A 23,960-nucleotide genomic window follows, 5' to 3' on the forward strand; every position below is an offset into this window, starting at 1 on the left:
ACCAAGGTCCGCAAAGCTGACAGCAGTGTCGATGCCTGGGCGATCCTGTGTCTGATCGTGCTGGTGGTGGTCACTGCGGTGTACTGGGTCAGCCATCAGTAGCGGATAACTGCTCGAGACCGTGAGTAACACCTGAACCGCCCGCGGAAGGGAAATCCGCGGGCGGGTTGCGTTTGGGTCGGCTCATGCATACCCCTGTAGGAGCGGCCTTGTGCCGCGAAAGGGCTGCGAAGCGGCCCCGGCGATCTTTGCCCAAAACGCCGACATCCTGGGGCCGTTGCACGGCCCTTTCGCGGCACAAGGCCGCTCCTACAGGGGCTTTAGCGCGCCGTCAGGTGCATCGCCAGCTGCACCAGGCCGATCAGCACGAAGATGAAGATCAGCGTGAACAGCGTCCCCATCACGATGAAATGGCTGGCCTTGCCGTAGGTGAAGTCGCGGGCGCGGTTCTTGCCGCTCTGCACGCCGAAGGCGGCGGCGAGGATGCTCTGCAGCATCTGCCAGAAGGTCGGTGGCTTGCCGTGTTGGTGATCGTCCATGAGTGGCTCCCTGATTCAGAGGCAATCACCGACAGTGTAGGCGACTCAGGCCGATGCCATGGCCGGATCCGCCTGTTCCTGCTCATCCTGGGCCACCACCCGTTCGCACAGCTCGATGATCTGCTCGCGCATCCAGCGGTTGGCCGGGTCCTGATCGGTGCTTTCGTGCCAGTACAGGTGGGTCTCCAGCGCCGGCACCTCCACCGGCAGCGGCTGGTGGCGCAGTTGGTGGCGACGGGCGAAACGCTCGGGCACGGTCATGACCATGTCGGTCTGCTGCAGCACCTGCGAGGCCATCAGGTAGTGCTGCGAGCGCAGCGCGACACGCCGCTGCACGCCCATCTTGCCCAGGGCCAGGTCCACATAGCCCAGGCCGTTGCGGCGGCTGGAGATATGGATGTGGGTCATGGCCAGGTAGCTGTCCAGGGTCAGCTTGCCGTCGGCCTGCGGGTGGCCGGGGCGCATGGCGCAGACGTAGCGGTCCTGCATGAGCTTGACGTGGCGCACCTGCGGGTCGGTGTTCAGCGGCGCGTCGACGGCGAAGTCCAGGCGCCCGGCAGCCAGTTCCTTGGTGGTCTCGCGGCGCTTGCACAGGAAGCTCTCGATCACCAGTGCCGGGGCCAGCCGACGCAGGCGCTGGAACAGCGGCGGCAATATCACTGCCTCGGTGAGGTCGGTCATGCTGATGCGGAAGGTCTTGCTGGCCTGCAGCGGGGTGAAGATGCGGCTTTCCTGCACCGAGGTGCGCAGCAGCGACAGTGCGTTGCGCACCGGGCCGATGATGTTCTGCGCCATGGGCGTGGGCACCATGCCCTGGGCGGTGCGCACGAACAGCGGGTCATTGAAGGTCTCGCGCAGGCGCGACAGGGCGTTGGACACCGCCGGCTGGGTGATGCCGACGATCTGCCCGGCGCGGGTCAGGTTGGCTTCGGTGTAGATGGCGTCGAAGACGATGAACAGGTTGAGGTCGACCTTGCTGAGGTTCATGGCGCCGCTCTTTGTTGGAGTTATCGGGGGATCATATATTGGTTATGAATGTTTATACACGTAGAAAATAGACTAGGTGGATGAAGGGTGGCTGTTCTAGGCTCAGGTCCATGTTCTTCATTGACTGAAGGTAGCCCCGATGGATTTCGCCTATTCGCCCAAGGTCCAGGCACTGCGCGAGCGCGTCAGCGCATTCATGGATGCATACGTCTACCCGGCCGAGCCGGTGTTCGAGCGCCAGGTCGCCGAGGGCGACCGCTGGCAGCCCACCGCGATCGTCGAGGAACTCAAGGCCAAGGCCCGCGCCGAGGGGCTGTGGAACCTGTTCCTGCCGGAGTCGGAGTACGGCGCGGGGCTGACCAACCTCGAATACGCGCCACTGGCCGAGATCATGGGTCGTTCGCTGTTGGGGCCCGAGCCGTTCAACTGCTCGGCGCCGGACACCGGCAACATGGAAGTGCTGGTGCGCTACGCCAGCGAGGCGCAGAAGCGCCAGTGGCTCGAGCCGCTGCTGCGCGGCGAGATCCGCTCGGCGTTCGCCATGACCGAGCCGGACGTGGCCTCCTCGGACGCCACCAACATGGCCGCCACCGCCGTGCGCGACGGTGACGAGTGGGTGATCAACGGCCGCAAGTGGTGGACTTCCGGCGCCTGCGATCCGCGCTGCAAGGTGATGATCTTCATGGGCCTGTCCAATCCGGACGGCCAGCGCCACCAGCAGCACTCGATGATCCTGGTGCCCACCGACGCACCCGGGGTGAAGATCGTCCGCCCGCTGCCGGTGTTCGGCTACGACGACGCGCCCCACGGCCACGCCGAAGTGCTGTTCGAGAACGTCCGCGTGCCTTATGAAAACGTGCTCTTGGGCGAGGGCCGCGGCTTTGAGATCGCCCAGGGCCGCCTTGGCCCGGGCCGCATTCACCACTGCATGCGCTCGATCGGTATGGCCGAACGCGCCCTGGAGCTGATGTGCAAGCGCTCGGTCGAGCGCACCGCCTTCGGCCGGCCCTTGGCGCGGTTGGGGGGCAACGTCGACAAGATCGCCGACTCGCGGATGGAGATCGACATGGCCCGCCTGCTGACCCTGAAGGCCGCCTACATGATGGACACCGTCGGCAACAAGGTGGCGCGCAGCGAGATCGCCCAGATCAAGGTGGTGGCGCCCAACGTTGCGCTGAAGGTGATCGACCGGGCCATCCAGATCCATGGCGGGGCGGGGGTGAGCGGTGATTTCCCGCTGGCGTACATGTATGCGATGCAACGCACCCTGCGCCTGGCCGACGGGCCGGATGAAGTGCACCGGGCGGCGATCGGCAAGTATGAGATTGGCAAGTATGTGCCGAAGGAGATGTTGCGTAGCGGGCATTGATGCAACGAAAGGAAACCTTCCCTGACCTCTCTATGGGGAGGTTTCCCGCTTTGCTGTAGGGCGTTTCCCAAGCTGGGTCCTGTTGCCCTCGACAGGAGAGAAGTGCTGCTAGTTTCCTGCTCTTTGCACAGCATGTCGGTCCGACAATCGCGCCCCGCATTGGTAGAGTTTCAGCTACCAATGCGGGGCCCGGCGACCAGGCGTTTGCTCAAGGCGTCTTGAGGTCCAGCACCAGATCCTTCGCGGCCTTGGTCGCGAGCACGCTCATCAGTTTGCCCATCTCGTCTTGACGACCAAGCCCCGCGTCGGAGCCTCCCATCATCACGCTGGGCACCGGCGCCTGGGCTGCTGCGTTGGCCCAGGCGCGGTTGATCTGTACCAGGGCGTCGAGCTTGGTCTGCAGGGCGCCGTCGGCCTTGAGCGAGGCTTCACGTGCATAGGCTTCCGCGTCGGCCGTGATCTTGGTGGCCTCGGCGTTGACCTTGGCCTTGTCTCGGAGCAGCTCGGCGGTTTGCTTGTCGATCTCGGCCCGGCGTTTTTCCCGTTCGGCGTTGATCAGGGTGAGCTGTTTCTCGGTCTCGGCTTCCGTGGTGCGTTCGATCTGCTGGCGCAGGCTTTCCTGGCGCTTGGCCTCGACGTCCTTGGCGCCGCGGGCGGAGACCAGCTCCTTCTCTTCTTCTTCCTTGAGCCGGTTTTGCCGGGCCACGGCCAGTTCGGCCAGGGCCTGCTGCACCCTCACCATGCGTTCCTGGTACTGGGGGTTGGGGTCGATGTGCGTCACCCGGGCATCGACGACTTCGACGCCGAACAGGCGGAACTGCTGTTGCTTGCGCAGTTCCTGGCCGTCCTTGTCGAGCTTCTTCTCGATGACGAAACGGGTCGCGGAGTTGTCGCCGAAACTGCCCTGGTCGGTGCCCGACTGGAGTATCGCGGTCTGTGCCGGCAGGTTGTCGCGCTGCACGCGAATCTCCTTGCGGCTGGTCAGGTACAGGCCGTTGCGCAGCTGGTTCTCGAACTCGGCGCCAAAGTGGCTGCGGTTGCCGGCGTAGTAGTCATCGGCGCTCATCAGCGAAGCGGTGGCCTGCAGGGTTTCCTTGACGGCGGGCAGCAGGGCGCGCTGCAGGAAGTTGTCGGGGGTGCGGTACTCCTGGGCAATCTTCAGGAAGGCATCGCCCGAGGGCAGGCGGAACTGGGTGCTGAATTCGGCCTTGGCGTCGACGTTGCCGAGGAACACGATCGGCAGGTTTTCCAGGATCACCGACGGTTGTCCGCTGCGGTTGTCCTCCTGGTTGTCCACCCGCAGGGCGGACTGGACGCCAATGGTGCGTCGCCAGACCGTGCTACGACCGAACCACTTGGTCGCGTAGCCGACATCCTCGACCACTTTCTCTTCGCCGAAGATCGTGCGCACGTGAGTCATCTGGCCCGCTTCGTTGTAGAAGAACACTTGGTTGAACACGGCGGCGATGGCGCCGAGGGCAAGCACCGGCAGGGTGATGGAGGCAATCAGCTTGCGCTTCTTGCGCAGGATCGTGAAGTCGGGGGCTGGCAATTTTTGCATGGGACACTCCTTGTGCGGGAAGTGCGTATGCTCGCCAAGGTGTTTTGCCTGGAGTAGTCAGCTGGGTCCGCTTGCTATGTAGGACGTTTCTGGGTGAGCGGTGGGCATGCCAGGCAATGGCAGAAGACCCGCCGCGGCGGGTCTTCCTGTCGATCATCAGCCCGGCGGATTCAGACCCCCGCCGCCAGCTTTGCACTCACCTGGCGACGACGATATTCACTGTCCCGGCTGGCCAGCCACCAGTACAGCGGCGAGGTGATCGCCAGCCCCACCAGCCACGACAGGTCGGCACCGTTGATGTGCGCGGACACCGGCCCGACGTACAGCGGCGTGTTCATGAACGGGATCTGTACCGCGATACCCACCGCGTAGGCGATCAGCGCCTGGGGGTTGTAGCGGCCGTAGATGCCGCCGTCGACCTTGAAGATCGAGTCGATGTCGTAGTCGCCCTTATGGATGACATAGAAGTCGATCAGGTTGATCGCCGTCCACGGCACCAGCACCACCAGCAGCACCAGCACCATGTCGACGAAGTGGCCGATGAAGTCCGCCGAGGCGAACACCGCCACCACGCAGCAGGCGGCCAGGACGATCAGCGACAGCACGGCGCGGCTCTTGGCGGTGGGGATCCAGCGGTAGGCGAAGGTCTGCACCAGGGTGATGATCGACAGCACCGCGCCGTACAGGTTGAGGGCGTTGTGGCTGATCACGCTGAGCAGGAACAGCACCAGCATCAGCGGGCCGAGGGTGCCGGTGGCGAGTTTGACCGCGTCCATGGTGTCCATCCCGGCCGGGATCGCCAGCACCGCGACCGCGCCGAAGATGAACGACAGGCTCGAGCCCAGGGCCGAGCCCAGGTAGGTGGTCCAGAAGGTCGAGGACACCTTGACGTCGGCCGGCAGATAGCGCGAATAGTCCGACACGTAGGGGGCGAAGGCGATCTGCCACAGCGCCGCCAGCGACACGGTGGCCAGCCAGCCGGCCAGGTTGAAGCCGCCGCGGGTGAGGAAGTCGTCGCTCTGCACATGGCTGAAGATGTAGCCGAAGCCGACCACTATGCCGATGCCCAGCACCCAGGTGCCGATGCGGTTGAGCACGTGGATGAAGCGGTAGCCGATGATGCCGATGATGCCCGAGCCCAGGGCGCCGATGACGATGCCTACCGGCACCGGCACGCTGTCGACCACGCCGTGCAGCGACTTGCCGGCCAGGACGATGTTGGAGGCGAAGAAGCCGATGTACATGACCCCGGCGATCACCACCACCAGCAGGGCGCCGAGCGAGCCGAACTGGGCGCGGCTCTGGATCATCTGCGGGATGCCCATCTGCGGGCCCTGGGCCGAGTGCAGGGCCATGAGCACGCCGCCGACCAGGTGGCCGACGAGGATCGCGACGATGCCCCAGACCAGGTTGAGGTGGAACAGCTGCACGCCGAGGGCGCCGGTGACGATGGGCAGCGGCGCGATGTTGCCGCCGAACCACAGTGTGAACAGATCCCTTACCTTTCCATGGCGGTCTTGCGGCGGCACGTAGCCGATCGTGTGTTTCTCGATGAGGGGTGCCGAATTGGCTGCACTGGTCATGACTGACTCCAAGGCAAGGTGGGGCATCGAGGGAGGCCCGGGTGCGTGCCGGCAAGGGGCGACGCGTTCTTGTTGGAGCGATGATGCGGGGCGGGCGGGTATCGAGAAATTAGTAAATTTGTGCTCATGAACCTTAAAAAACCTAAGGCTGGCAAAAGGTTAAGCGGGGGACGGGAGCAAGGAAGGTGCCAGGTGGCGGGAGCGCCTGAGGTAGGTGGGTTGCCGGGGCTGCGGGTGGCTTCGGGTGCGCGGTGGTGGTGCAGAATGGGCATTGCTGGTGCACGGGTACAGGTTGACCAGACCGGCCCATTCGCGGGTAAACCCGCTCCCACAGGTTCATCAATAGCCTGCGGAACCTGTGGGTTTACCCGCGAATGGGCCGGTGCAGGCAATACCTATCGATCAGGCTACCTACATCGGCAACAACCGATCCTGGATCACCTCCTTCATCACCAGCGTCGAGCTCAGGCGTTTGACATTGGGAATGCTGGTCAGCTGTTCGTCGTACAGTTTCTGGAACGCCGGCAGGTCCCTGGTCACCACGTGCAGCAGGTAGTCCGGATCGCCGAACAGGCGCTGGGCCTCGACGATCTGTGGAATGTCCGCGAGCGCCGCCTCGAAATCCGCCACCGGCTGGCGGGTCACTTCGCGCAAGGTCACGAACACCAGCGCGGCGAAGTTCAGGCCCAGGGCCGCCGGGGCCAGGCGGGCGTGGTAGCCGAGGATGGCGCCGGATTCCTCCAGCGCCTTGAGGCGGCGGTGGCAGGGCGACAGGCTCAGGCCCACGCGCTCGGCCAGCTCGGTGACCGACAGGCGCCCGTCTTTTTGCAGCTCGGCAAGGATCTTTCGATCAGTTCGATCCATGGGGGAGAATCTTCCATCGATTGGCTTGGTAGAGGAAATATACGAAAGAAAATCCCCGGGCGATATCCGTAGTCTTTCTTTCACCGAAACCTGCGTGAAAGGAAGGGTCGAAATGACCATGAGTGTATTGGCGGCGTTCTGGGCCGTTTCCCTGCTGTTCGTGATCACCCCCGGTGCCGACTGGGCCTATGCCATCTCGGCCGGCATGCGCGGGCGCTGGGTGGTACCGGCGGTGGCCGGTATGTTGTCCGGGCATTTCCTTGTCACCCTGGTGGTGGCGGCCGGGGTCGGCAGCCTGCTCGCCGGGCATCCGCTGGCGCTGACCCTGCTCACCCTGGCCGGCTGCCTCTACCTGCTGTGGCTGGGCGGCAACCTGCTGTTGAGCCCGTCGGTGCCCGAGGCGGGCGAGGGCGGCGAGCGTGATTCGGGGTCGCGCTGGGCGTTCAAGGGCCTGTGCGTCAGCGGGCTCAACCCCAAGGTCTTCCTGCTGTTCCTGGCGTTGCTGCCACAGTTCACCGACCCGCAGTCGAGCTGGCCGCTGCCGTTGCAGATCCTGCTGCTGGGGCTGGTGCACCTGGGCAGCTCGCTGGTGATCTACCTGATGGTCGGCTACGGCGCCAAGGCCGTGCTACGCACCCGGCCCGCGGCGGCGCGGGTGGTGGGACGGTTGTCCGGCGGCGTGATGATCCTGATCGCCGTGGGGCTGATTGCCGGGCAATTGCGCTGAACCTGTCAACGGCGGCGGCTTGGGCTATGCTGACGGCCCTTACGAACCGGACCGACAACCATGAAATACGCCGCCGCACTCCTGCTCAGCCTGCTTCCGTTCCTGGCTCACGCTGCGCAGACCGGGGAAACCCTCGCACCCTGGACCCTGCTTGACCAGTACGACCAGCCCTACAGCCTGGGCAGCGACACCCGCATCCTGCTGGTCGCCCGCGACATGGACGGTGCCAAGCTGATGAAGGCGGCCCTGGCCGAGCAGCCCAAGGGCTACCTGGAGGCGCGCAATGCGGTGTTCGTCGCGGATATCCAGCGCATGCCGGCGCTGATCAGCAAGCTGTTCGCCATCCCGGCCATGCGCGACTACAGCTACCGGGTGCTGCTGGACCGGGAAGGCCAGGTCGCCACTCGTTATGCCGGCGAGGAGGGCAAGGTGCTGTGGCTCTCGCTGGACAAGGGCGTACTGGTCGGGCAGAAGACCTATTCCGCTGCCGATGACCTGAAAGCGGCGCTGGAGCAGGCCGGCCACTGAGCCGATGGCCCTGTGCAGGCGAGCCTCGTGGGAGCGGGCTTGCCCCGCGAAAGGGCCACCAGCGACAGCGCGGCAGGTTCAGGTAAACGCCTGGCGCATCAACTCAGGCAACATTTCGCCCGCCTTGCCGGCCAGCACGAACTCTCGCGGATGCCCCTCGCTCTCAGGCTGCGGATTGACATGCACCACCGTCGCCCCCGCCGCCAGCGCCAGCCGTGGAATCGAGGCCGCCGGCTGCACCACGCCGGACGTCCCCACCGACAACAGCAGGTCGCATTGCTGCGCGGCGTCGAACGCCCGCTCCAGCGTCTGCTCCGGCAACATCTCGCCGAACCACACCACCCCGGGCCGCAGCGGCCCGGCGCAACGGCTGCAGCGCGGAGGCTCAATGCGCCGGCCTTGCAGGGCGTCCTCGGGCAGGGCCACAGGCGCGTCCACCGGCCGTGCGCAGTCCAGGCAGCGGAACGCGTCCAGCCGCCCATGCAAATGCAGCACGTCCTGGCTGCCGGCGCGCTCGTGCAGGTCGTCAACGTTCTGCGTCACCAGGGTCAGCTTCGGTACCCGCGCCGCCAGCGCGGCGATGGCCTGGTGAGCGGGGTTGGGCGTGGCCTGGGCGATCCCCGCTCGGCGCATCTGGTACCAGCCCCAGACCAGCGCCGGGTCGGCGCGAAAGCCTTCGGCGCTGGCCAGTTGCGCTGGGTCGAAACGCTCCCACAACCCGGTCAGCTTGTCGCGGAAGGTGGCGATGCCGCTTTCGGCGGATACCCCGGCACCGGTGAACACCACCACGTGGCGGGCTTGGGTGAGCAAGGTTGGATCGAACGGCATGGGGGCTCCAGGACGACGGTGCGAGGGCGCCACTGTGCCAGTGGGGCCGGAAGGCGACAAGCACCGGGGAGTCGGGGGCTTGACCTCGACCTAACCTGAGGTTTGATACTCGGCCGCTCATTCCATCGACGGAGCGATACCATGACCCAGCCAGCCGCCTTCGCCCTGAGCAACCCCGAAGGCCTCTACGACCCCAGTGGCAATGCCTATTCCCATGTCGCCGAAGTGCGTGCCGGCAGCCGCCTGCTGTACATCGCCGGGCAGGGCGGCGAGGACCTGCAGGGCAATCTCTCGGCGCGATTCGACGAGCAGGCGCGCCAGGCCCTGGTGAACCTGAAGATTGCCCTGGCCTCCCGTGGGGCCACTCTTGAGCACGTGTTCAAGCTCACCTTGCTGGTGGTCGATCATTCCGAGGCGCGCCTGAGCCAGTGGGTGGCCGAGGCCGAGCGCGCCTGGGGTGGCAGGATGACGCCGACCTGCACGCTGATTCCGGTCCCGCGCCTGGCGCTGGACGGGATGCTGGTGGAAGTGGATGCGGTGGCGGCGCTGCCCGAGGCGTGAGCGATCGGCCCTGCACAATCCCTGTAGGAGCGGCCTTGTGCCGCGAAGGGGCGCGTAGCGGCCCCAGGGTTCCAATTTAAAGCAGAAATCGCCGGGGCCGCTTTGCGGCCCTTCGCGGCACAAGGCCGCTCCTACAGGGGGGCGTGCAAGCCCTGCCCACGATGGACTGGTAGACTCGCGATTTGCCAATCGATCGAGCCTGCGCCATGACCGCCCCTGTCGAACTGCACCAGACCGGCCCCGAGCACGTCGAACTGGTGCGCAACCTCTACCAGTTCTACGCCTACGAGTCCTCCGACTGGGAGCAGGAGGACGTCGAGGTGGACGGGCGCTTCTACATCCACGAGCCGCACTTCGCCCGCTACTGGCAAACCCCCGGCTGGAGCGCCAACCTGATCCTGGTGGACGGCTTCATCGCCGGCTTCATGCTTATCGAGCGCAGCGAACTGCCCGGCATCGAGGCCTGCGAGTTGGCCGACCTGTTCATCCTCAAGAAGTACCGCCGCCAGGGCGTGGGCCTGGCGGTGGCGCGCCAGACGCTGTGCGAAGGCGACAGCGACTGGCTGGTGCGCTGCTATCGCGAGGATGCCCCGGCCCTGGCGTTCTGCCAGGCAGTGCTGGCGGACCTGCCGCGTCCGGTGCGGGAGATCGCGCTGGATGACGAGCCGCAACTGCGCAATTTCCTGGTGACCCGACGGCGGCACTGACCACCCCGCAGATTTTTTGTGACGCACTTCACAAAAGACCTGCGTCGAGCGGCATAATGCCAGCACTTCGTTATTTCGGACTGTTCCGACGTACGGTCCGGAGGTTTCCTATTCCTGCTGTGAAGGAGTCAGGTCATTCCCATGCCGCTCGCCGCCAATCCTGACATGATGTACCGGTTGTTGATCCAGAGTGTGGCGGACTACGCCATCTACCAGCTCACCCCCGAAGGCATCGTCGCCAACTGGAACCCGGGCGCGCAGCGGGCCAAGGGCTACCAGGCCGAGGAGATCATCGGCCAGCACTTCTCGGTGTTCTATACCGACGAGGACCGCCATGCCGGCCTGCCGGCGCTCAGCCTGGACACCGCGCGTAACGAGGGGCGCTTCCAGGCCGAAGGACTGCGCCAGCGCAAGGACGGTTCGCACTTCTGGACCAGCGTGGTGATCGAACCGATCAAGGATGAACACAGCGGCCAGTTGATCGGCTATGCCAAGATCACCCGCGACATCTCCGAGCGCCGCCAACATGAGCTGGAGCTGCTCAAGGCCAAGGAGCTGGCCGAACAGTACAGCCAGGAGATGACCACTCTGTCGCAGTTCCTCGACTCGGTGATCGCCAACATTCCTGCCAGCGTCATCGTCCAGGACCTGCAGAGTCAGCAGATCCTCCTGGCCAACCAGCAGGCCGAGCACCTGTTTGGCCGCCAGGGCACGCGCATGGTCGGCCAGCTGCCCGGCCAGTGCCTGGTGCCAGCGGCCGTCGACTACCTCGAACAGCAGTTGGCGCGCGGGGCGCGCAGTACCAAGGGCTATGCCGCCGAAACCCGGGTCGACACCGCCACGGGGCCGCGCACCCTGCGCAGCCGGGCCACGCTTTGCGACAACCGCGAAGGGCAGGGGGACTACGTGCTGTTCGTCGCCGAGGACGCCACCGAGGAACTGGCCGCCCATGCCCAGATCCATCACATGGCCCACCACGACGCGCTGACCGGGCTGCCTAACCGTACCCTGTTCCACGAGCGTCTCAAGCAGGCGCTGCTGCGCGGCGAGGACAGCGACAAGCTGACCGCCGCCCTGTGCCTGGACCTGGACAACTTCAAGAACATCAACGACACCCTTGGCCACGCTTTCGGCGACAAGCTGCTGCGCGCCCTGGGCAAGCGCCTGCGCCGCGAGCTGCGCGAGCACGACACCCTGGCCAGGCTCGGTGGCGACGAGTTCGCCGTGGTGCTGTCGGGCCTGGAGACCGGCGACGCGGCGCGTAACACTGCCCAGCGCCTGATCGAAGCGATCTGCCCGCCGTTCCATATCGAAGGGCACCAGTTCAGCGTGGGGGTGAGCATCGGCGTGGCGGTCGCGCCCGACGACCACGACCAGGCCGAGCAGTTGCTGGGCTACGCCGACATGGCCCTGTACGAGGCCAAGCGCAATGGCCGCAACCGCTACGAGTGCTTCCATGTCGAACTGGATGTCGCCGCCCGCCAGCGCCGCCTGGTCGAGACCGACCTGCGCACCGCGCTGCACCTGGGTCAGCTGCAGCTGCACTACCAGCCGGTGGTGGACCAGCAGAGCGCCAGCGTCACCGGCTACGAGGCCCTGCTGCGCTGGGAGCACCCGAGCCGCGGCATGATCATGCCCATGGATTTCATCCCCATCGCCGAGGAGACCGGGCTGATCCACGAGATTGGCGCCCGGGCGCTGAACCTGGCATGCCAGGAGGCGGCCAGCTGGGGCACCGCGCAGACGGTGTCGGTCAACCTGTCGGCGGTGCAGTTCAAGAATGCCAACCTGGTGCACACCGTGGCCCTGGCCCTGGCTGACTCGGGACTACCGGCCACGCGCCTGGAGCTGGAGATCACCGAGTCGGTGCTGCTGGGCAACAGCGAGGAGAACGTGCGCACCCTGCGGGCATTGAAGGATCTGGGTGTGTCGATTTCCCTCGACGATTTCGGCACGGGGTATTCCTCGCTCGGCTACCTGCGCTCGTTCCCCTTCGACCGGATCAAGATCGACAAGTCGTTCGTCCACGACATGTGCGAAAGCCGCGAGGCGATGTCGATCATCCGCGCCATCACCGAGCTGTCCAACAGCCTGATGATCAAGACCACGGCCGAAGGGGTGGAGTCGGCCGAGCAGATGGAGCGTCTGCTGGCCGAGGGGTGCTCGCATTTCCAGGGCTACCTGTACGGCCGACCGGCACCGGCGAGCGAGCGCTTGACGCAGGTGATGCCGCGGTCCTGACGGGTTCTGCACGCCCTTGTAGGAGCGGCCTTGTGCCGCGAAAGGGCCGCAAAGCGGCCCATGCGATCTTTGCAGCAATGCTGAATCCTGGGGCTGCTGCGCAGCCCTTTCGCGGCACAAGGCCGCTCCTACAGAATCCGCAAGGCATTCGGCAAAAGTGGTCGATCAGCGAACAAAATGTACCGGTTGGACCACAAGGCTTTGTCGCGTCCCCGGGTTCTCTTCTAGAATCCGCCCATGCCCCGGCACCATGCCGGGGCCATCGCCCGAGAGCCTCATGAGTTCCAGTTCGCCGCTGTCCGGAGTCAACCAGCCGCTGCGTGGCATCGCCCTGGTGGTGGTGGCCACCTTCCTGTTCGCCAGCCACGACGCACTGTCGAAACTCCTCGGTGGGATCTACCCGATCATCATGGTGGTCTGGGTGCGTTACCTGGTGCACACCCTGCTGATGGCCGGGATCTTCCTGCCCAAGGCGGGCCTCGCGGTGCTGCGTACCCGCCGGCCATTGTTGCAGACGCTACGCGCGCTGAGCCTGCTCAGCACCAGCCTGCTGTTTACCGCCGGCTTGCAGTACTTGCCGTTGGCGGAGGCGACCGCGGTCAACTTCCTCGCGCCGGTGCTGGTCACCGCGCTGTCGGTGCCGCTGCTCAAGGAGCGGGTGACGCCGGGGCAGTGGCTGGCGGTGGTGATGGGCTTCGTCGGCGTGCTGGTGGTGGTGCATCCGGGCGGGGCAATGTTCACCCCGGCCATCCTGTTTCCCTTCGGCTCGGCGCTGGGGTTCTGCTTCTACCAGTTGCTGACGCGCAAGCTGGCGGCCCATGACAGCTCGACCACCAGCAACTTCTATGCGGGGTTGTGCAACACCCTGATCCTGACGGCGCTGGTGCCGTTCTTCTGGCAGGTGCCGCAATGGCCCCATGTGCCGCTGATGCTGGCGCTGGGCGGCTGCGGGATGACCGCGCACCTGTTGCTGACCCAGGCGTTCCGCCATGCCGCACCGGCATTGCTGGCGCCGTTCAGCTATTGCCAGATCGTGTTCGCCGGGCTGCTGGGGCTGGTGGTGTTCGGCCAGGTCCCGGATGGCACGAGCCTGGTCGGCATTGCGGTGATCTGCCTCAGCGGGCTGGGGGCGGCCTGGATGCAGCGAAGGGCGTGAGGGGCATGTTCCTCAGCCAGCACCCTGCTGTTTGCGATAGGCCCCGGGTTGCACGCCGACCGCCTTGGCGAACGCCCGGGTAAAGGCCGCCACCGATTGATACCCCGCCTGCGCGCCCACCTGTTCGACGGTATTGCCCGCCTTGAGCAACTGGCAGGCATGGCGCATGCGCAGCGCCAGCAGTACCTGCCCGGGCGATTGCCCGGCCAACTCGTTGAAGCGCTTGAAGAAGGCCGAGCGCGAAAGCCCCGTGCAGGCCGCCATGTTCTCCAGCGTCCAGGCCTGCCCCGGCGCCTCGATCAAGCGTTCCAGCAAGCCGGCGAAGGCCGGCTGGCGGGCGAGGGCGACCAGCCCGCCCAGCGACTGGCCGGCGTGCACCTGCTGGCGCAGCACATACAGGAACAGCAGGTGGGTGAGGCGTTCCAGCAGCGCCTGGGAGGGCTGCGCGCGACGGCATTCCTCGAGGATCAGCCCGAACAGCGCCCGCGCCGCGCTGCCGGCCGGCTCGCTGGCGCGCAGCAGGATCCAGTCCGCCAGCCCGTCGACGATCAGTGACGACAACCCCGACTGGAAGTGGAAGAACCCGCACACCAGCCCCACGCCGTCGCCCGCTTCGAGGTCCAGCGCCTGCATGCTCCGGCGCGGCTGGGCACAGGCGTCGGCGGCATCCTCGTCGTTGGAAAGTCGATAGGCCAGGTCCCGCAAAAGGAATACAGCATCGCCGCTCTCCAGGCGCAGCGGCTGCGCCTGGCCATCGATATGCAGCCAGCAATGGCCCTGTACCACCAGGTGGAAACTGGCCCGGCCCATGCCCTGGGTGCTGGCGTGCCAGCCCCCGCAGTAGCGGCCGACATGGAACAGGCTGGCGTCGAGCTCCAGGCTCTCTAATAACCAATCGACGAGGGGGCTGGAAGAAATCATCTAATGCAAGGACTCTGGAGCAAGGAAAGGCGACTGATGAATATGGATGCTACTTCTTATAACCAACAGACTGTAGCGACCTACATCAAAGGAGACCACTCCATGTCCGCACGCATCACTCTACACAGCCTGCAGACCGCCCCGGAAGCCGCCCGCCCATTCCTCGAGAACGCGCAGAAGAACTCCGGCTTCATCCCCAACCTGTTGGGCATCCTGGCCAACGCCCCGGCGGCGCTGGAAACCTACGTTACCGTCTCGGCGCTCAACGGCAAGTCCGAGCTGACCCTGGCCGAGCGCGAGGTGGTGCAGTTGATCGCCGCCACCCAGCACGGTTGCGATTTCTGCGTCGCCGGCCACACCGCCGTGGCGCTGAACAAGGCCAAGCTGCCTCAGGACGTGGTCGATGCCCTGCGTGCCCGCGGCGAGCTGCCTGACGCCCGCTACGAGACCCTGGCCGAATTCGCCCGAGAAGTGATCGCCACCCGCGGCAACGTCAGCGACGCCACCTACCAGGCGTTCCGCGAAGCCGGTTTCAGCGAAGGCAACGCCCTGGAAGTGATTCTCGGCGTGAGCCTCGCAACCCTGTGCAACTTTGCTAATGTGTTCGCCCAGACGCCGCTCAACGACGAGCTGAGCAAGTACCGCTGGCAGCCTTCGGCCTGATCAAGGCCTGATGCCGGCGCGTCCGGCGTTTCAACAGGAGTAGGGACATGCTTGATCATGCATTTCGACAATGGCTGGATGCCAATGCCGAGGCCATCGACCAGGGCCAGTGCGATCCACACCTGGTGCTGGCGCATATCGCCGAATCGCAGCTGCTGCGCATCGGCGTCGACCCGGCCCTGGGCGGCTCGGGTGGTGACGTCAGCGCGGCGGTCGAGGCCATCGCCGCCATCGCCAGCCGTTCGCTGGCCGCGGCCTTCGTCTGCTGGGGTCAGCGCGCCTTCATCGAATACCTGCTGCAAAGCCCCAACCGGGCGCTGTGCGAACGGCTGCTGCCCGACCTGCTGAAGGGCGAGCTGGCCGGGGCCACCGGCCTGTCCAACGCCATGAAGTTCCTCTCCGGGATCGAGGCCTTGCAGGTGCGCGGCCGTGCCGCGAGCGACGGTTGGAACCTGGAAGGGCGCCTGCACTGGGTGACCAACCTGCGCAAGCGTGGCTTCGTGGTGGCCGCGGCCATCGAGGATGACGCCGGCGGCGCGCCGTTCGTGGTCGCCATCCCGTCGAACGCGCCGGGCCTGGAGCGCTCCGACGACCTGCAACTGATGGGCCTGCAATCGAGCAACACCGCGGCGCTGGCCTTCCACCAGGTACCCTTGGCCCGCGACTGGCTGCTGCACGACAACGCCCGCGAGTTCCTGCCCAGGGTGCGTCCGGCGTTCCTGGCGCTGCAGTGCGGCATGGCCATCGGCCTGGCTCGCCGCGCCCTGGAGGAGGCACAGGCACACCTGCAGGGGCGTGGCGCGTTCCTCGATGAGGCGCGTCAGGTGCTCGCCGAGCGCCTGGAGAACACCGTCGCCGAGCTCAAGCAGGGGCTGCTCGACGGCCGCTTCCAGAGCCAGCCGGCCGCCTTGTTCAAACTGCGCATCACCCTCGCCGAATGCGCCGCCGACGCCGTGCAGCTGGAGTTGCAGGCCAGCGGTGGCAAGGCCTACCTGACCGCCTACGGCGAGGGCTTCGCCCGCCGCTGGCGCGAGTCGGCGTTCGTGCCGATCGTCACCCCGAGCCTGGTGCAGCTGCGCGCCGAGCTGCAACGCCAGGCGGCCTCTGCATGACCGACGTGCTACTCGAAGCCCGCGACATCAGCCTGGGCTACCCGCGCGAGGGTGGCTGGCAGGCGGTGCTGGAGCAGTTCGACCTGGCGCTGGCGCCGGGGGAGGTGGTCAGCATCCTCGGCCCCAGCGGGGTCGGCAAGTCCAGCCTGCTGCGCGTGCTGGCCGGTCTGCAGCAGGCCCGTGGCGGCAGCGTGCAGTTGCGCGGTGAGCCGCTGCAGGGGCCGCATCCGCGCCTGGCGGTGGCGTTCCAGGACCCCAGCCTGCTGCCTTGGCTGAGCCTTGAGAAGAACGTCGCCTTCGGCCTCGATTTCTCTCGCCAGCCCAAGCTGCCGGCGGCCGAGCGGCGCGCACGGATCGACCACGCCATCGACGCGGTGGGCCTGGCCCACGCCCGTGGCCAGTACCCGGCGCAGCTGTCCGGCGGCATGGCCCAGCGCACCGCGCTGGCCCGCTGCCTGGCGCGCCAGCCCGAGGTGCTGTTGCTGGACGAACCCTTCGGCGCGCTGGACGAGGTGACCCGGGCTGACATGCAGCAACTGCTGCTGCAGCTGATCGCCACCCACAACACCGCCGCCGTGTTGATCACCCACGACATCGACGAAGCCCTGCTGCTGTCCGATCGCGTGCTGCTACTGGGCAACCACCCGGCGCGCACCCTCGGCCAGTGGCACATCGACCTGCCGCAGCCCCGTGCGCAGCGGGTCGAGGAACTGGGCGCGCTGCGCATCGAGATATTGAAAACCCTTCGGCGGGCAAGCCGCACAGCCGAACCCACTCCATTCCCCTTGCCCTCGGAGGCTGTCCATGTGCATGGATGACTGCTGTTCCACGACGTCCCGTCGCGACTTTCTCAAGCTGAGCGCCATGCTCACCGCCGCCGGCGCCGTGCCGCTACTGTCGAGCCTGCAGGCCCGCGCCGCCGCCGAGCCGGACGCGCCGGTGCGCATCGGCTACCTGCCGATCACCGACGCCACGCCCTTGCTGGTGGCGCACAACAACGGCCTGTTCGAGGCCGAGGGCATCAAGGCCGAGCGCCCGGTGTTGCTGCGCAGCTGGGCGCAGGTGATCGAGGCATTCATCTCTGGCCAGGTCAACGTCATCCACCTGCTGTCGCCAATGACCGTGTGGGCGCGCTACGGCAGCAAGGTGCCGGCCAAGGTCGTGGCCTGGAACCACGTCGGCGGCTCGGGCCTGACCGTGGCCCCGGACATCACCGAGATGAAGCAGCTCGGCGGCAAGACCGTGGCGATTCCGTTTTGGTACTCGATCCATAACGTGGTGCTGCAACAGATGCTCACCGACAATGGCCTCAAGCCCGTGTCCAAGCCGGCCGACGCGCAACTGGCGGACAACGAGGTCAACCTGCTGGTGCTGCCGCCGTCGGACATGCCACCGGCCCTGGCCAGCAAGCGCATCGCCGGCTACATCGTTGCCGAGCCGTTCAACGCCCTGGCCGAGAACCTCAAGGTCGGCCGCGTGCAGCGCTTCACCGGGGATGTCTGGCGCAACCATGCCTGCTGCGTGGTGTTCATGCACGAGCACGACCTGAACAACCGTCCTGAGTGGTCGCAGAAGGTGGTCAACGCCATCGTCAAGGCCCAGCAGTGGACCCGCGAACACCGCGCCGAGGCCGCAGCCCTGCTGTCCAAGGCCGGCCCCAACAAGTACACCCCGCACGAGCCGGCGGTGCTGACCAAGGTGCTGGCGCCTTCCGCCGAAGACCGCGCCGGCTACATCGCCAGCGGCGCGATCCAGCACCAGCAGTGGGACGAGAAGCGCATCGACTTCCAGCCTTACCCGTTCCCCAGCTACACCGAGGAACTGGTCAAGCGCCTGAAGAACACCCTGATCGTCGGCGAGAGCGATTTCCTCGCCGCCCTGGACCCGGCGCAGACCGCCCGTGACCTGGTGGACGAGCGTTTCGTGCGCAACGCCATCGCCGCCGTGGGTGGCCCGACAGCGTTCGGCATCGCCGAGAACTTCCAGCGTAGCGAGGAGTTCGCGGTCTGATGCGCAGGCATGTCGTGCATGGCGCCCTGGGCCTGGCGGGCCTGGCGGCGCTGCTGTTGTTGTGGTGGGCGGGCGTGCGCCTGTTCGGCGCCGCCGATGGCCTGTCGGCGCGCTTCTCGCCCCAGGCCACATTGCAAAGCCTGGTAGAGCTGCTGGGGCAGGGCGAGGTCTACGGGCATATCTGGGTAAGCCTCAAGCGCATCCTCGTCGGCCTGCTGCTGGCGCTGCTGATCGGCGTACCGCTGGGGCTGCTGGTGGGCAGCTACCGTCACCTGGAGGCGGCGACCACGCCGGCGTTCCAGTTCCTGCGCATGATCTCGCCGCTGTCGTGGATGCCGGTGGTGGTGATGCTGATGGGCGTGGGCGACCAGCCGATCTACTTCCTGCTGGCCTTCGCCGCGCTGTGGCCGATCCTGCTGAACACCGCCGCCGGGGTACGCCAGCTCGACCCGCGCTGGCTGCAGTTGAGCCGCAGCCTCAGCGCCACGCGCTGGGAGACCTTGTGCAAGGTGATCATCCCCGGGGTGATCGGCCATGTGCTGACCGGCGTGCGCCTGGCCATCGGCATCCTGTGGATCGTGCTGGTGCCGTGCGAGATGCTCGGTGTCAGCGCCGGGTTGGGCTATTTCATCCTCGATACCCGTGACCGGTTGGCTTACTCGGAGCTGATGGCGATGGTGCTGCTGATCGGGGTGCTGGGGTTCATGCTTGATGCCCTGGCGCGCGGGCTGCATCGGCGTTGGGTACATGCCTGATGTCTGTAGGAGCGGCCTTGTGCCGCGAATGGGCCGCAAAGCGGCCCCGGCGATCTTTGTATCAACGCTGAAATCCTGGGGCCGCTACGCGGCCCTTTCCGGCCGGTCCGACGCCTCGGCAAGGTCGCTCCTACAGGGGGAGCGCGTGAGGCCTGGAGGCGCGTCCCTGCGCCTCGGGATTCAGAAACTGTACTTGGCCGTCAGCATCAGGTTGCGCGGATCGCCGAAGGTGTCGCTGCCATAGTTCACCGACTTGGAGATCGACGAGTAGTACTTGCGGTCGAACACGTTGTTGGCATTGAGCTGCAGGTCCAGGTGCTGGTTGACCGCGTAGCCGGCCATCAGGTCGGTGACGGCGTAGGCGCCTTGTTCCAGGCGGTAGCTGCCGCCGTCGGCCACGGTGAAGTCGTTGTACATGCGGCTCTGCCAGGTGACGCCGCCACCGACCCGCAGTTTTTCCAGCGGGCCCTGGAAGTGGTAGGTGGTGAACAGCTTCAACTGGTGCTGCGGCGTGTCGGACTCGAACGGCTTGTTGACCTTCTCTGGATTCTTGGCGTTCTTGACCGTGTGTACGCGGGCATAGGTATAGCCTGCGCCGATCTGCCACTGCTCGGTCAGCGCGCCCTGCACCTCGAAGTCGATCCCCTGGCTGCGCACTTCGCCGGAGGCCTCGTAGCAGGCGAACTGACCGGCCCGGCACAGGCTCTTGTCCACCTCGACCGCGCGGTTCTCCTGATCAATGCGGAACACCGCGAGGCTGGCGTTGAGCGCGCCGTCGAAGTACTCGCCCTTGATGCCCACCTCGTAGTTCTTGCCTTCGATCGGCCGCACCGGCGTGCCGCTGGGGTCCTTGTTGTCCTGGGGCTGGAAGATGTCGGTGTAGCTGGTGTACAGCGAGTGGTGCTCGTCCAGCTCGTAGATCAGGCCGGCATAGCGGGTGACGTTGCGGGTCACCTTGTAGTCGCCCTCGTTGCTGCCGCGCTGGTCGTAGTCGTACCAGTCAAGGCGCCCGCCTAGGATCAGCTTGAGCGGGTCGGCCAGGCTCAGGCGGGTGGTGGTGTACACGCCTTCCTGGTTGATCAGGTAGCGGCTGCTGCCGGTGTGCAGGAAGTCCGGTTTGCCGCCGTCGATGGGGTAGTCCAGGTCGTAGGGGCTGTAGTTGCGCTCGGTCATGTCGTAGATGCGCTTGCTGGCACCCACCACCAGCTCGTGGGTGCGGCCGAAGGCCTCGAACGGGCCGCTGGCGAAGGTGTCCAGGCCCAGCTGGTTCTCGTCGTGGGCCGACTGGTAGACCGTACGGCTCAGCGGCTTGGCCAGGTCCCAGCGCGACTGGTAGGAGCCGCGGAACAGCGCGTTCTGCTCGCTGTAGATGGCGTTGACCTGCAGCTTCCAGTCATTGGCCAGGCGCTGGCGCAGCTCGGCGAACAGGGTGTTGATCTCCTGGTCCTTGACCTCCCAGTCGGTGGCCGGGTTGTACGAACGGGGCAGGTCCTGGTGATGGCCGTTGAGGTCGGTGGGGATCGCGCCCCAGAACACGTTGGTCTTGTCCTTCTGGTGGGACAGGCCAAGGGTCAGGGTGGTGTCCTCGCCCAGGTCGGCCTCGGTGATCGCGTAGAACAGCCCGTGGTCTTCCTGCTGTCCGTCACGGAAGCCGTTGGCGTCGCGGTACGAGGCCACCACGCGACCGCGCAGGGTGCCACTGTCGTTGAGCGGGCTGGAGGCGTCGAGTTCGCCGCGGTAGTTGTCCCAGCTGCCGGCGGCACCGGTGAGGGTGACTTTCTGCTCCGCCAGCGGACGCTTGCGCACCAGGTTGATGGCCGCCGAAGGCGTACCGGAACCGGTGACCAACCCGGTGGCGCCGCGCACCACCTCGACCCGGTCGAACATCGCCAGGTTGGGCTGGGCGCCGACCACCCAGCCGGTGTAGGCGCTGGGGATGCCGTCGTACATGATGTTGTCGACGTCGAAGCCGCGGGCCTTGTAGGTCTGCCGGCCCGGGCCGTTGGACTGGTTGAGGAACAGCCCCGGGGTGTACCTGGCCACGTCATTGATGCTGGTCATGCCCTGGTCGTCCATGCGCTGGCGGGTGATCACGGTCACCGCCTGGGGCGTTTCGCGCATGGTCAACGGCAGCTTGGTGGCGGTGGACATGGAGCCGGTGGTGTACGACTTCGACCCCTCGGTGGTGCTGCCCAGGCTGCTGTCGTTGATGGCCGTGGCGCCCAGCTCGATCACGGCCGGCGCTTGCTCCTCGGCCAGCGCCGGGGTGAGGGTCGCCATGCAGATGGCCATGGCCAGCAGGTTGCGGCTGGGCGTGAAACGGTGAGGGGAGAGGTGCGGTGACATGCCGGGCTTTATCCTTATTGCTAGTGCTTATGAGAATAATTAGCAATAAGTGTGTCGGATTATCAGGCTCGTAACAATGCATCCGAATCTGAATTGATGAATTTTTCAAAAATTCAATTCGATTGAGTTATTTCTTGTGGAGTCATACCCGTGGGAGCGGGCTTGTCGGAACGCCGCACCGCCCGGATCACCGGCTATGCCGGTGCCATACATCGCTTCGCGGGGCAAGCCCGCTCCCACGATGGTGATGCTGGCAACCCTGTTCCCTGTGGGATATCGCAGCACGAAGGGCTGGGCGATCTCCTGCAGGTGACGGTTATGGTAGTGGATCAGCCACCGTAATCCGTTTGCCACGCTGACGCCCGACCTCCAGTGCCTGCCCGTCGCGCTGCTTGCCATGTCGCGCCTGGCCGACCAGCTCGGGGATCAGCGGGCCCTCCGGCAGGTGGCGCCAGAAGCGCCCGGGCAGGTGCTGGCGCAACGCACCGGGGTTGAGCCGGGCGGGGTTGAAGGTGTGCCGGTAGTAGGCCAGCCACAGCTCGGCGCCGGGGTCTTCGGCGTTGCGCGCCCATTGCCGCCACGCCTGCGGGCACTGGCGCTGGTAGTCCAGGTGCTGGCCGTCGAAGCGCACGCCATCGAGGGGCGTGGCGATCAACCAGCGCTGGCGCCCCAGGCGATCGGCGAAATGCCCGCAAGCGCTGTCGAGGATGTCGTGGGCAGGTTCGTGGTAGGCGACCAGGTCCAGTTGCAGTTGTTCGGCCAGTGCCTCGGGCAGCGGCACGAAGCGCACGAAGGCATGCAGGTGATGGGCTTCGCGGCCGACCTGGCGGATGCGCCGCTGCATCTCGCTGCCCAGGCGGTCGCCGGCGAGCATGGCGGTGCGATCGCCGTGGGCGACGCGCCAGAGTACTTCGTACAGCAGGTTCCAGCGCTGCTCGCCGCGGTAGCGACCGGCCTGCTCCAGCTGGGCCAGCAGCGCCGCCGGCACGCGGGCGCGGAACGGGCCGGGGCCGACGGGCAGGGGCGTGGGCACGGCCAGCAGGTCGTCCATACGTGCCTGGCCCCAGGTCACCGTGGCCGGGTCGATGCCATGGCCGAGCAGTTGCCGCGCCTGGTCGCGCCAGGTGGCGAAGTCGTCGCCGCAATCCAGCGCAATCATCCCCACAGGCCCATCTGCACCGGTGCCTGGGGTTCACGCAGGCGGGCGCGCAGCAGGCCACTGCGCAGCTCGGCCTGGGCCGGGCGGTAGTCGCTGGTGACGATGAACGGGCGGGCCTTGTCCAGCACGCAGCGCAACTGGATCAGGTCGTCGTAGCGGATACGCCGCTCACGGCGCAGGGCCACCAGGCGCTGCACGCTGCGCAGGCCGATACCGGGGATGCGCGCCAGCAGGGCCGGCTCGGCGCGGTTGACGTCGAGCGGGAACACCTCACGGTTGGCCAGCGCCCAGGCCAGCTTGGGGTCGATGTCCAGGGCCAGGTTGCCGGTTTCGCCCAGCAGTTCGCCGGCCTTGTAGCCGTAGCCGCGCAGGAGGAAGTCGGCCTGGTACAGGCGGTGTTCGCGCAGCAGCGGCGGGGCCGCCAGGGGCACGCTGGACGGGCTGTCGGGGATCGGGCTGAAGGCGGAGTAGTAGACGCGCCTGAGGCCGTAGCCCTGGTACAGCGACTCGGCGTTGCGCAGCAGGGCGCTGTCGTCGGTGGCGTCGGCGCCGACGATGACCTGGGTGCTTTGCCCGGCGGGGGTGAAGCGTGGCGCCCGTGGTTCACCGGCGACGGCCTGCTGGCCGTGGTGGATCACGCCCATGGCCTGGCGGATGGTGCTGGCGCGTTTTTCCGGGGCCAGGCGTTCGAGGCTGGCGTCGGTGGGCAGCTCGATGTTCACGCTCAGGCGGTCGGCCAGGCGCCCGGCTTCCTCGATCAGCAGCGGGTCGGCGTCGGGAATGGTCTTGAGGTGGATGTAGCCGCGAAAGCCATGCTCCTCGCGCAGCAGGCGGGCCACCCGGATCAGTTGCTCCATGGTGTAGTCGGCCGAGCGGATGATGCCGGAGCTGAGAAACAGGCCGCTGATGCAGTTGCGCCGGTAGAAGTCCAAGGTCAGGCGCACCACTTCCTCGGGGCTGAAGCGCGCCCGCGGCACGTTGCTCGAGCGGCGGTTCACGCAGTATTGGCAGTCGTACAGGCAGAAGTTGGTCAGCAGCACCTTGAGCAGCGACACGCAGCGCCCGTCGGGGGTGTAGCTGTGGCAGATGCCCATGCCGTTGGTGGCGCCGAGGCCGTCGCGACCACGGGAGCTGCGCTTGGGGGCGCCGCTGCTGGCGCAGGACGCGTCGTACTTGGCGGCATCGGCGAGGATGCCGAGCTTGGCGATGAGCTGCATGGGGTAATCCGATTTTACTGTTCATGCATACAGTATTTCGGCGTTGGGCTGATAGCAAGTGTTTGCAGGTGGTTTTGATGGCGTGATGGCGCAGAGGTGCCTGGCGAGAGTCCTGTAGCGCCTATC

Annotated in this window: 22 protein-coding genes; 12 read left to right on the top strand and 10 right to left on the bottom strand. The window is 66.4% G+C overall.

What is annotated here, in order from left to right:
• Nucleotides 1-320: 320 nt before the first annotated feature.
• Both POF53_RS19130 and POF53_RS19135 read right to left on the bottom strand, forming a co-directional pair.
• Nucleotides 321-539 carry a DUF2970 domain-containing protein gene (locus POF53_RS19130; RefSeq protein ID WP_050706106.1) on the bottom strand — a complete coding sequence of 73 codons (219 nt, stop codon included), beginning with the start codon at nt 537-539 and terminating at the stop codon, nt 321-323.
• Nucleotides 540-584: 45 nt separating this feature from the next.
• Complete coding sequence (locus tag POF53_RS19135) at nt 585-1,526, bottom strand: LysR family transcriptional regulator (RefSeq protein ID WP_050706105.1); 942 nt, start codon at nt 1,524-1,526, stop codon at nt 585-587.
• A gap of 139 nt (nt 1,527-1,665) precedes the next feature.
• Here POF53_RS19135 and POF53_RS19140 point away from each other — a divergent pair, with 139 nt between their 5' ends.
• A complete protein-coding gene (locus tag POF53_RS19140) occupies nt 1,666-2,895 on the top strand; it encodes an acyl-CoA dehydrogenase (RefSeq protein ID WP_110738959.1) in 1,230 nt (409 codons plus the stop codon).
• Nucleotides 2,896-3,103: 208 nt separating this feature from the next.
• Here the strand turns inward: POF53_RS19140 and POF53_RS19145 are convergent, their stop codons facing one another.
• The 3 genes from POF53_RS19145 to POF53_RS19155 form a co-directional block, all read right to left on the bottom strand.
• On the bottom strand, nt 3,104-4,456 hold the full coding sequence (locus tag POF53_RS19145) for an SPFH domain-containing protein (protein WP_498969005.1): 1,353 nt from the start codon (nt 4,454-4,456) through the stop codon (nt 3,104-3,106).
• Between the two features lie 170 nt (nt 4,457-4,626).
• Complete coding sequence (locus POF53_RS19150; protein WP_232855557.1) at nt 4,627-6,039, bottom strand: purine-cytosine permease family protein; 1,413 nt, start codon at nt 6,037-6,039, stop codon at nt 4,627-4,629.
• Between the two features lie 411 nt (nt 6,040-6,450).
• Entirely contained in the window at nt 6,451-6,903 is a 453-nt protein-coding gene (locus tag POF53_RS19155; protein WP_203652353.1) for an Lrp/AsnC family transcriptional regulator, read from the bottom strand.
• A gap of 112 nt (nt 6,904-7,015) precedes the next feature.
• Here POF53_RS19155 and POF53_RS19160 point away from each other — a divergent pair, with 112 nt between their 5' ends.
• The gene (locus tag POF53_RS19160) at nt 7,016-7,630 is read left to right on the top strand and encodes a LysE family translocator (RefSeq protein ID WP_186733125.1); all 615 of its coding nucleotides are present in this window, start codon (nt 7,016-7,018) and stop codon (nt 7,628-7,630) included.
• A gap of 60 nt (nt 7,631-7,690) precedes the next feature.
• Entirely contained in the window at nt 7,691-8,158 is a 468-nt protein-coding gene (locus tag POF53_RS19165) for a hypothetical protein (protein WP_498969008.1), read from the top strand.
• Nucleotides 8,159-8,236: 78 nt separating this feature from the next.
• Here the strand turns inward: POF53_RS19165 and POF53_RS19170 are convergent, their stop codons facing one another.
• A complete protein-coding gene (locus tag POF53_RS19170; RefSeq protein ID WP_203652355.1) occupies nt 8,237-8,986 on the bottom strand; it encodes an SIR2 family NAD-dependent protein deacylase in 750 nt (249 codons plus the stop codon).
• Nucleotides 8,987-9,127: 141 nt separating this feature from the next.
• Here POF53_RS19170 and POF53_RS19175 point away from each other — a divergent pair, with 141 nt between their 5' ends.
• The 4 genes from POF53_RS19175 to POF53_RS19190 all read left to right on the top strand — a co-directional run bounded on the left by POF53_RS19175 (nt 9,128) and on the right by POF53_RS19190 (nt 13,651).
• Nucleotides 9,128-9,547: a RidA family protein gene (locus POF53_RS19175; protein WP_050706097.1), complete on the top strand. Its 420-nt coding sequence runs from the start codon at nt 9,128-9,130 to the stop codon at nt 9,545-9,547.
• Nucleotides 9,548-9,753: 206 nt separating this feature from the next.
• Nucleotides 9,754-10,254 (top strand): GNAT family N-acetyltransferase, encoded by a 501-nt coding sequence (locus tag POF53_RS19180; RefSeq protein WP_267812650.1) that lies wholly within the window; start codon nt 9,754-9,756, stop codon nt 10,252-10,254.
• A 141-nt stretch (nt 10,255-10,395) separates the two neighbouring features.
• Nucleotides 10,396-12,495, top strand: a complete 2,100-nt coding sequence (locus POF53_RS19185) for a putative bifunctional diguanylate cyclase/phosphodiesterase (protein ID WP_232855554.1) — start codon at nt 10,396-10,398, stop codon at nt 12,493-12,495.
• Nucleotides 12,496-12,772: 277 nt separating this feature from the next.
• On the top strand, nt 12,773-13,651 hold the full coding sequence (locus POF53_RS19190; protein WP_498969011.1) for a DMT family transporter: 879 nt from the start codon (nt 12,773-12,775) through the stop codon (nt 13,649-13,651).
• 12 nt (nt 13,652-13,663) lie between these two features.
• On the opposite strand, the gene POF53_RS19195 is transcribed toward POF53_RS19190, so the two are convergent.
• Nucleotides 13,664-14,572, bottom strand: coding sequence for an AraC family transcriptional regulator (locus tag POF53_RS19195; protein ID WP_498969013.1), 909 nt, complete (start codon nt 14,570-14,572; stop codon nt 13,664-13,666).
• 102 nt (nt 14,573-14,674) lie between these two features.
• Here POF53_RS19195 and POF53_RS19200 point away from each other — a divergent pair, with 102 nt between their 5' ends.
• The 5 genes from POF53_RS19200 to POF53_RS19220 are packed head-to-tail and all read left to right on the top strand — an operon-like array spanning nt 14,675 to nt 19,112.
• Complete coding sequence (locus tag POF53_RS19200; RefSeq protein WP_498969015.1) at nt 14,675-15,235, top strand: carboxymuconolactone decarboxylase family protein; 561 nt, start codon at nt 14,675-14,677, stop codon at nt 15,233-15,235.
• Nucleotides 15,236-15,282: 47 nt separating this feature from the next.
• Complete coding sequence (locus POF53_RS19205) at nt 15,283-16,347, top strand: acyl-CoA dehydrogenase family protein (protein ID WP_254464135.1); 1,065 nt, start codon at nt 15,283-15,285, stop codon at nt 16,345-16,347.
• Nucleotides 16,344-17,165 (top strand): ABC transporter ATP-binding protein, encoded by an 822-nt coding sequence (locus tag POF53_RS19210; protein ID WP_498969017.1) that lies wholly within the window; start codon nt 16,344-16,346, stop codon nt 17,163-17,165. Before POF53_RS19205 ends, POF53_RS19210 begins: the two co-directional genes overlap by 4 nt.
• Nucleotides 17,152-18,357, top strand: coding sequence for an ABC transporter substrate-binding protein (locus POF53_RS19215; RefSeq protein WP_232855548.1), 1,206 nt, complete (start codon nt 17,152-17,154; stop codon nt 18,355-18,357). Before POF53_RS19210 ends, POF53_RS19215 begins: the two co-directional genes overlap by 14 nt.
• Nucleotides 18,357-19,112 (top strand): ABC transporter permease, encoded by a 756-nt coding sequence (locus tag POF53_RS19220; protein WP_232855547.1) that lies wholly within the window; start codon nt 18,357-18,359, stop codon nt 19,110-19,112. The genes POF53_RS19215 and POF53_RS19220 overlap by 1 nt, the downstream gene beginning before the upstream one ends.
• A gap of 180 nt (nt 19,113-19,292) precedes the next feature.
• Here the strand turns inward: POF53_RS19220 and POF53_RS19225 are convergent, their stop codons facing one another.
• The 3 genes from POF53_RS19225 to POF53_RS19235 form a co-directional block, all read right to left on the bottom strand.
• Nucleotides 19,293-21,458, bottom strand: a complete 2,166-nt coding sequence (locus POF53_RS19225; protein WP_498969020.1) for a TonB-dependent siderophore receptor — start codon at nt 21,456-21,458, stop codon at nt 19,293-19,295.
• A gap of 316 nt (nt 21,459-21,774) precedes the next feature.
• On the bottom strand, nt 21,775-22,617 hold the full coding sequence (locus tag POF53_RS19230) for a TIGR03915 family putative DNA repair protein (protein ID WP_498969022.1): 843 nt from the start codon (nt 22,615-22,617) through the stop codon (nt 21,775-21,777).
• Nucleotides 22,614-23,834 (bottom strand): putative DNA modification/repair radical SAM protein, encoded by a 1,221-nt coding sequence (locus POF53_RS19235; RefSeq protein ID WP_232855545.1) that lies wholly within the window; start codon nt 23,832-23,834, stop codon nt 22,614-22,616. The genes POF53_RS19230 and POF53_RS19235 overlap by 4 nt, the downstream gene beginning before the upstream one ends.
• Nucleotides 23,835-23,960: the final 126 nt, after the last annotated feature.

Origin of the sequence: Mitsuaria sp. RG (assembly GCF_028369275.1) — a bacterium.
Classification (GTDB): Bacteria; Pseudomonadota; Gammaproteobacteria; order Pseudomonadales; family Pseudomonadaceae; genus Aquipseudomonas; species Aquipseudomonas peradeniyensis.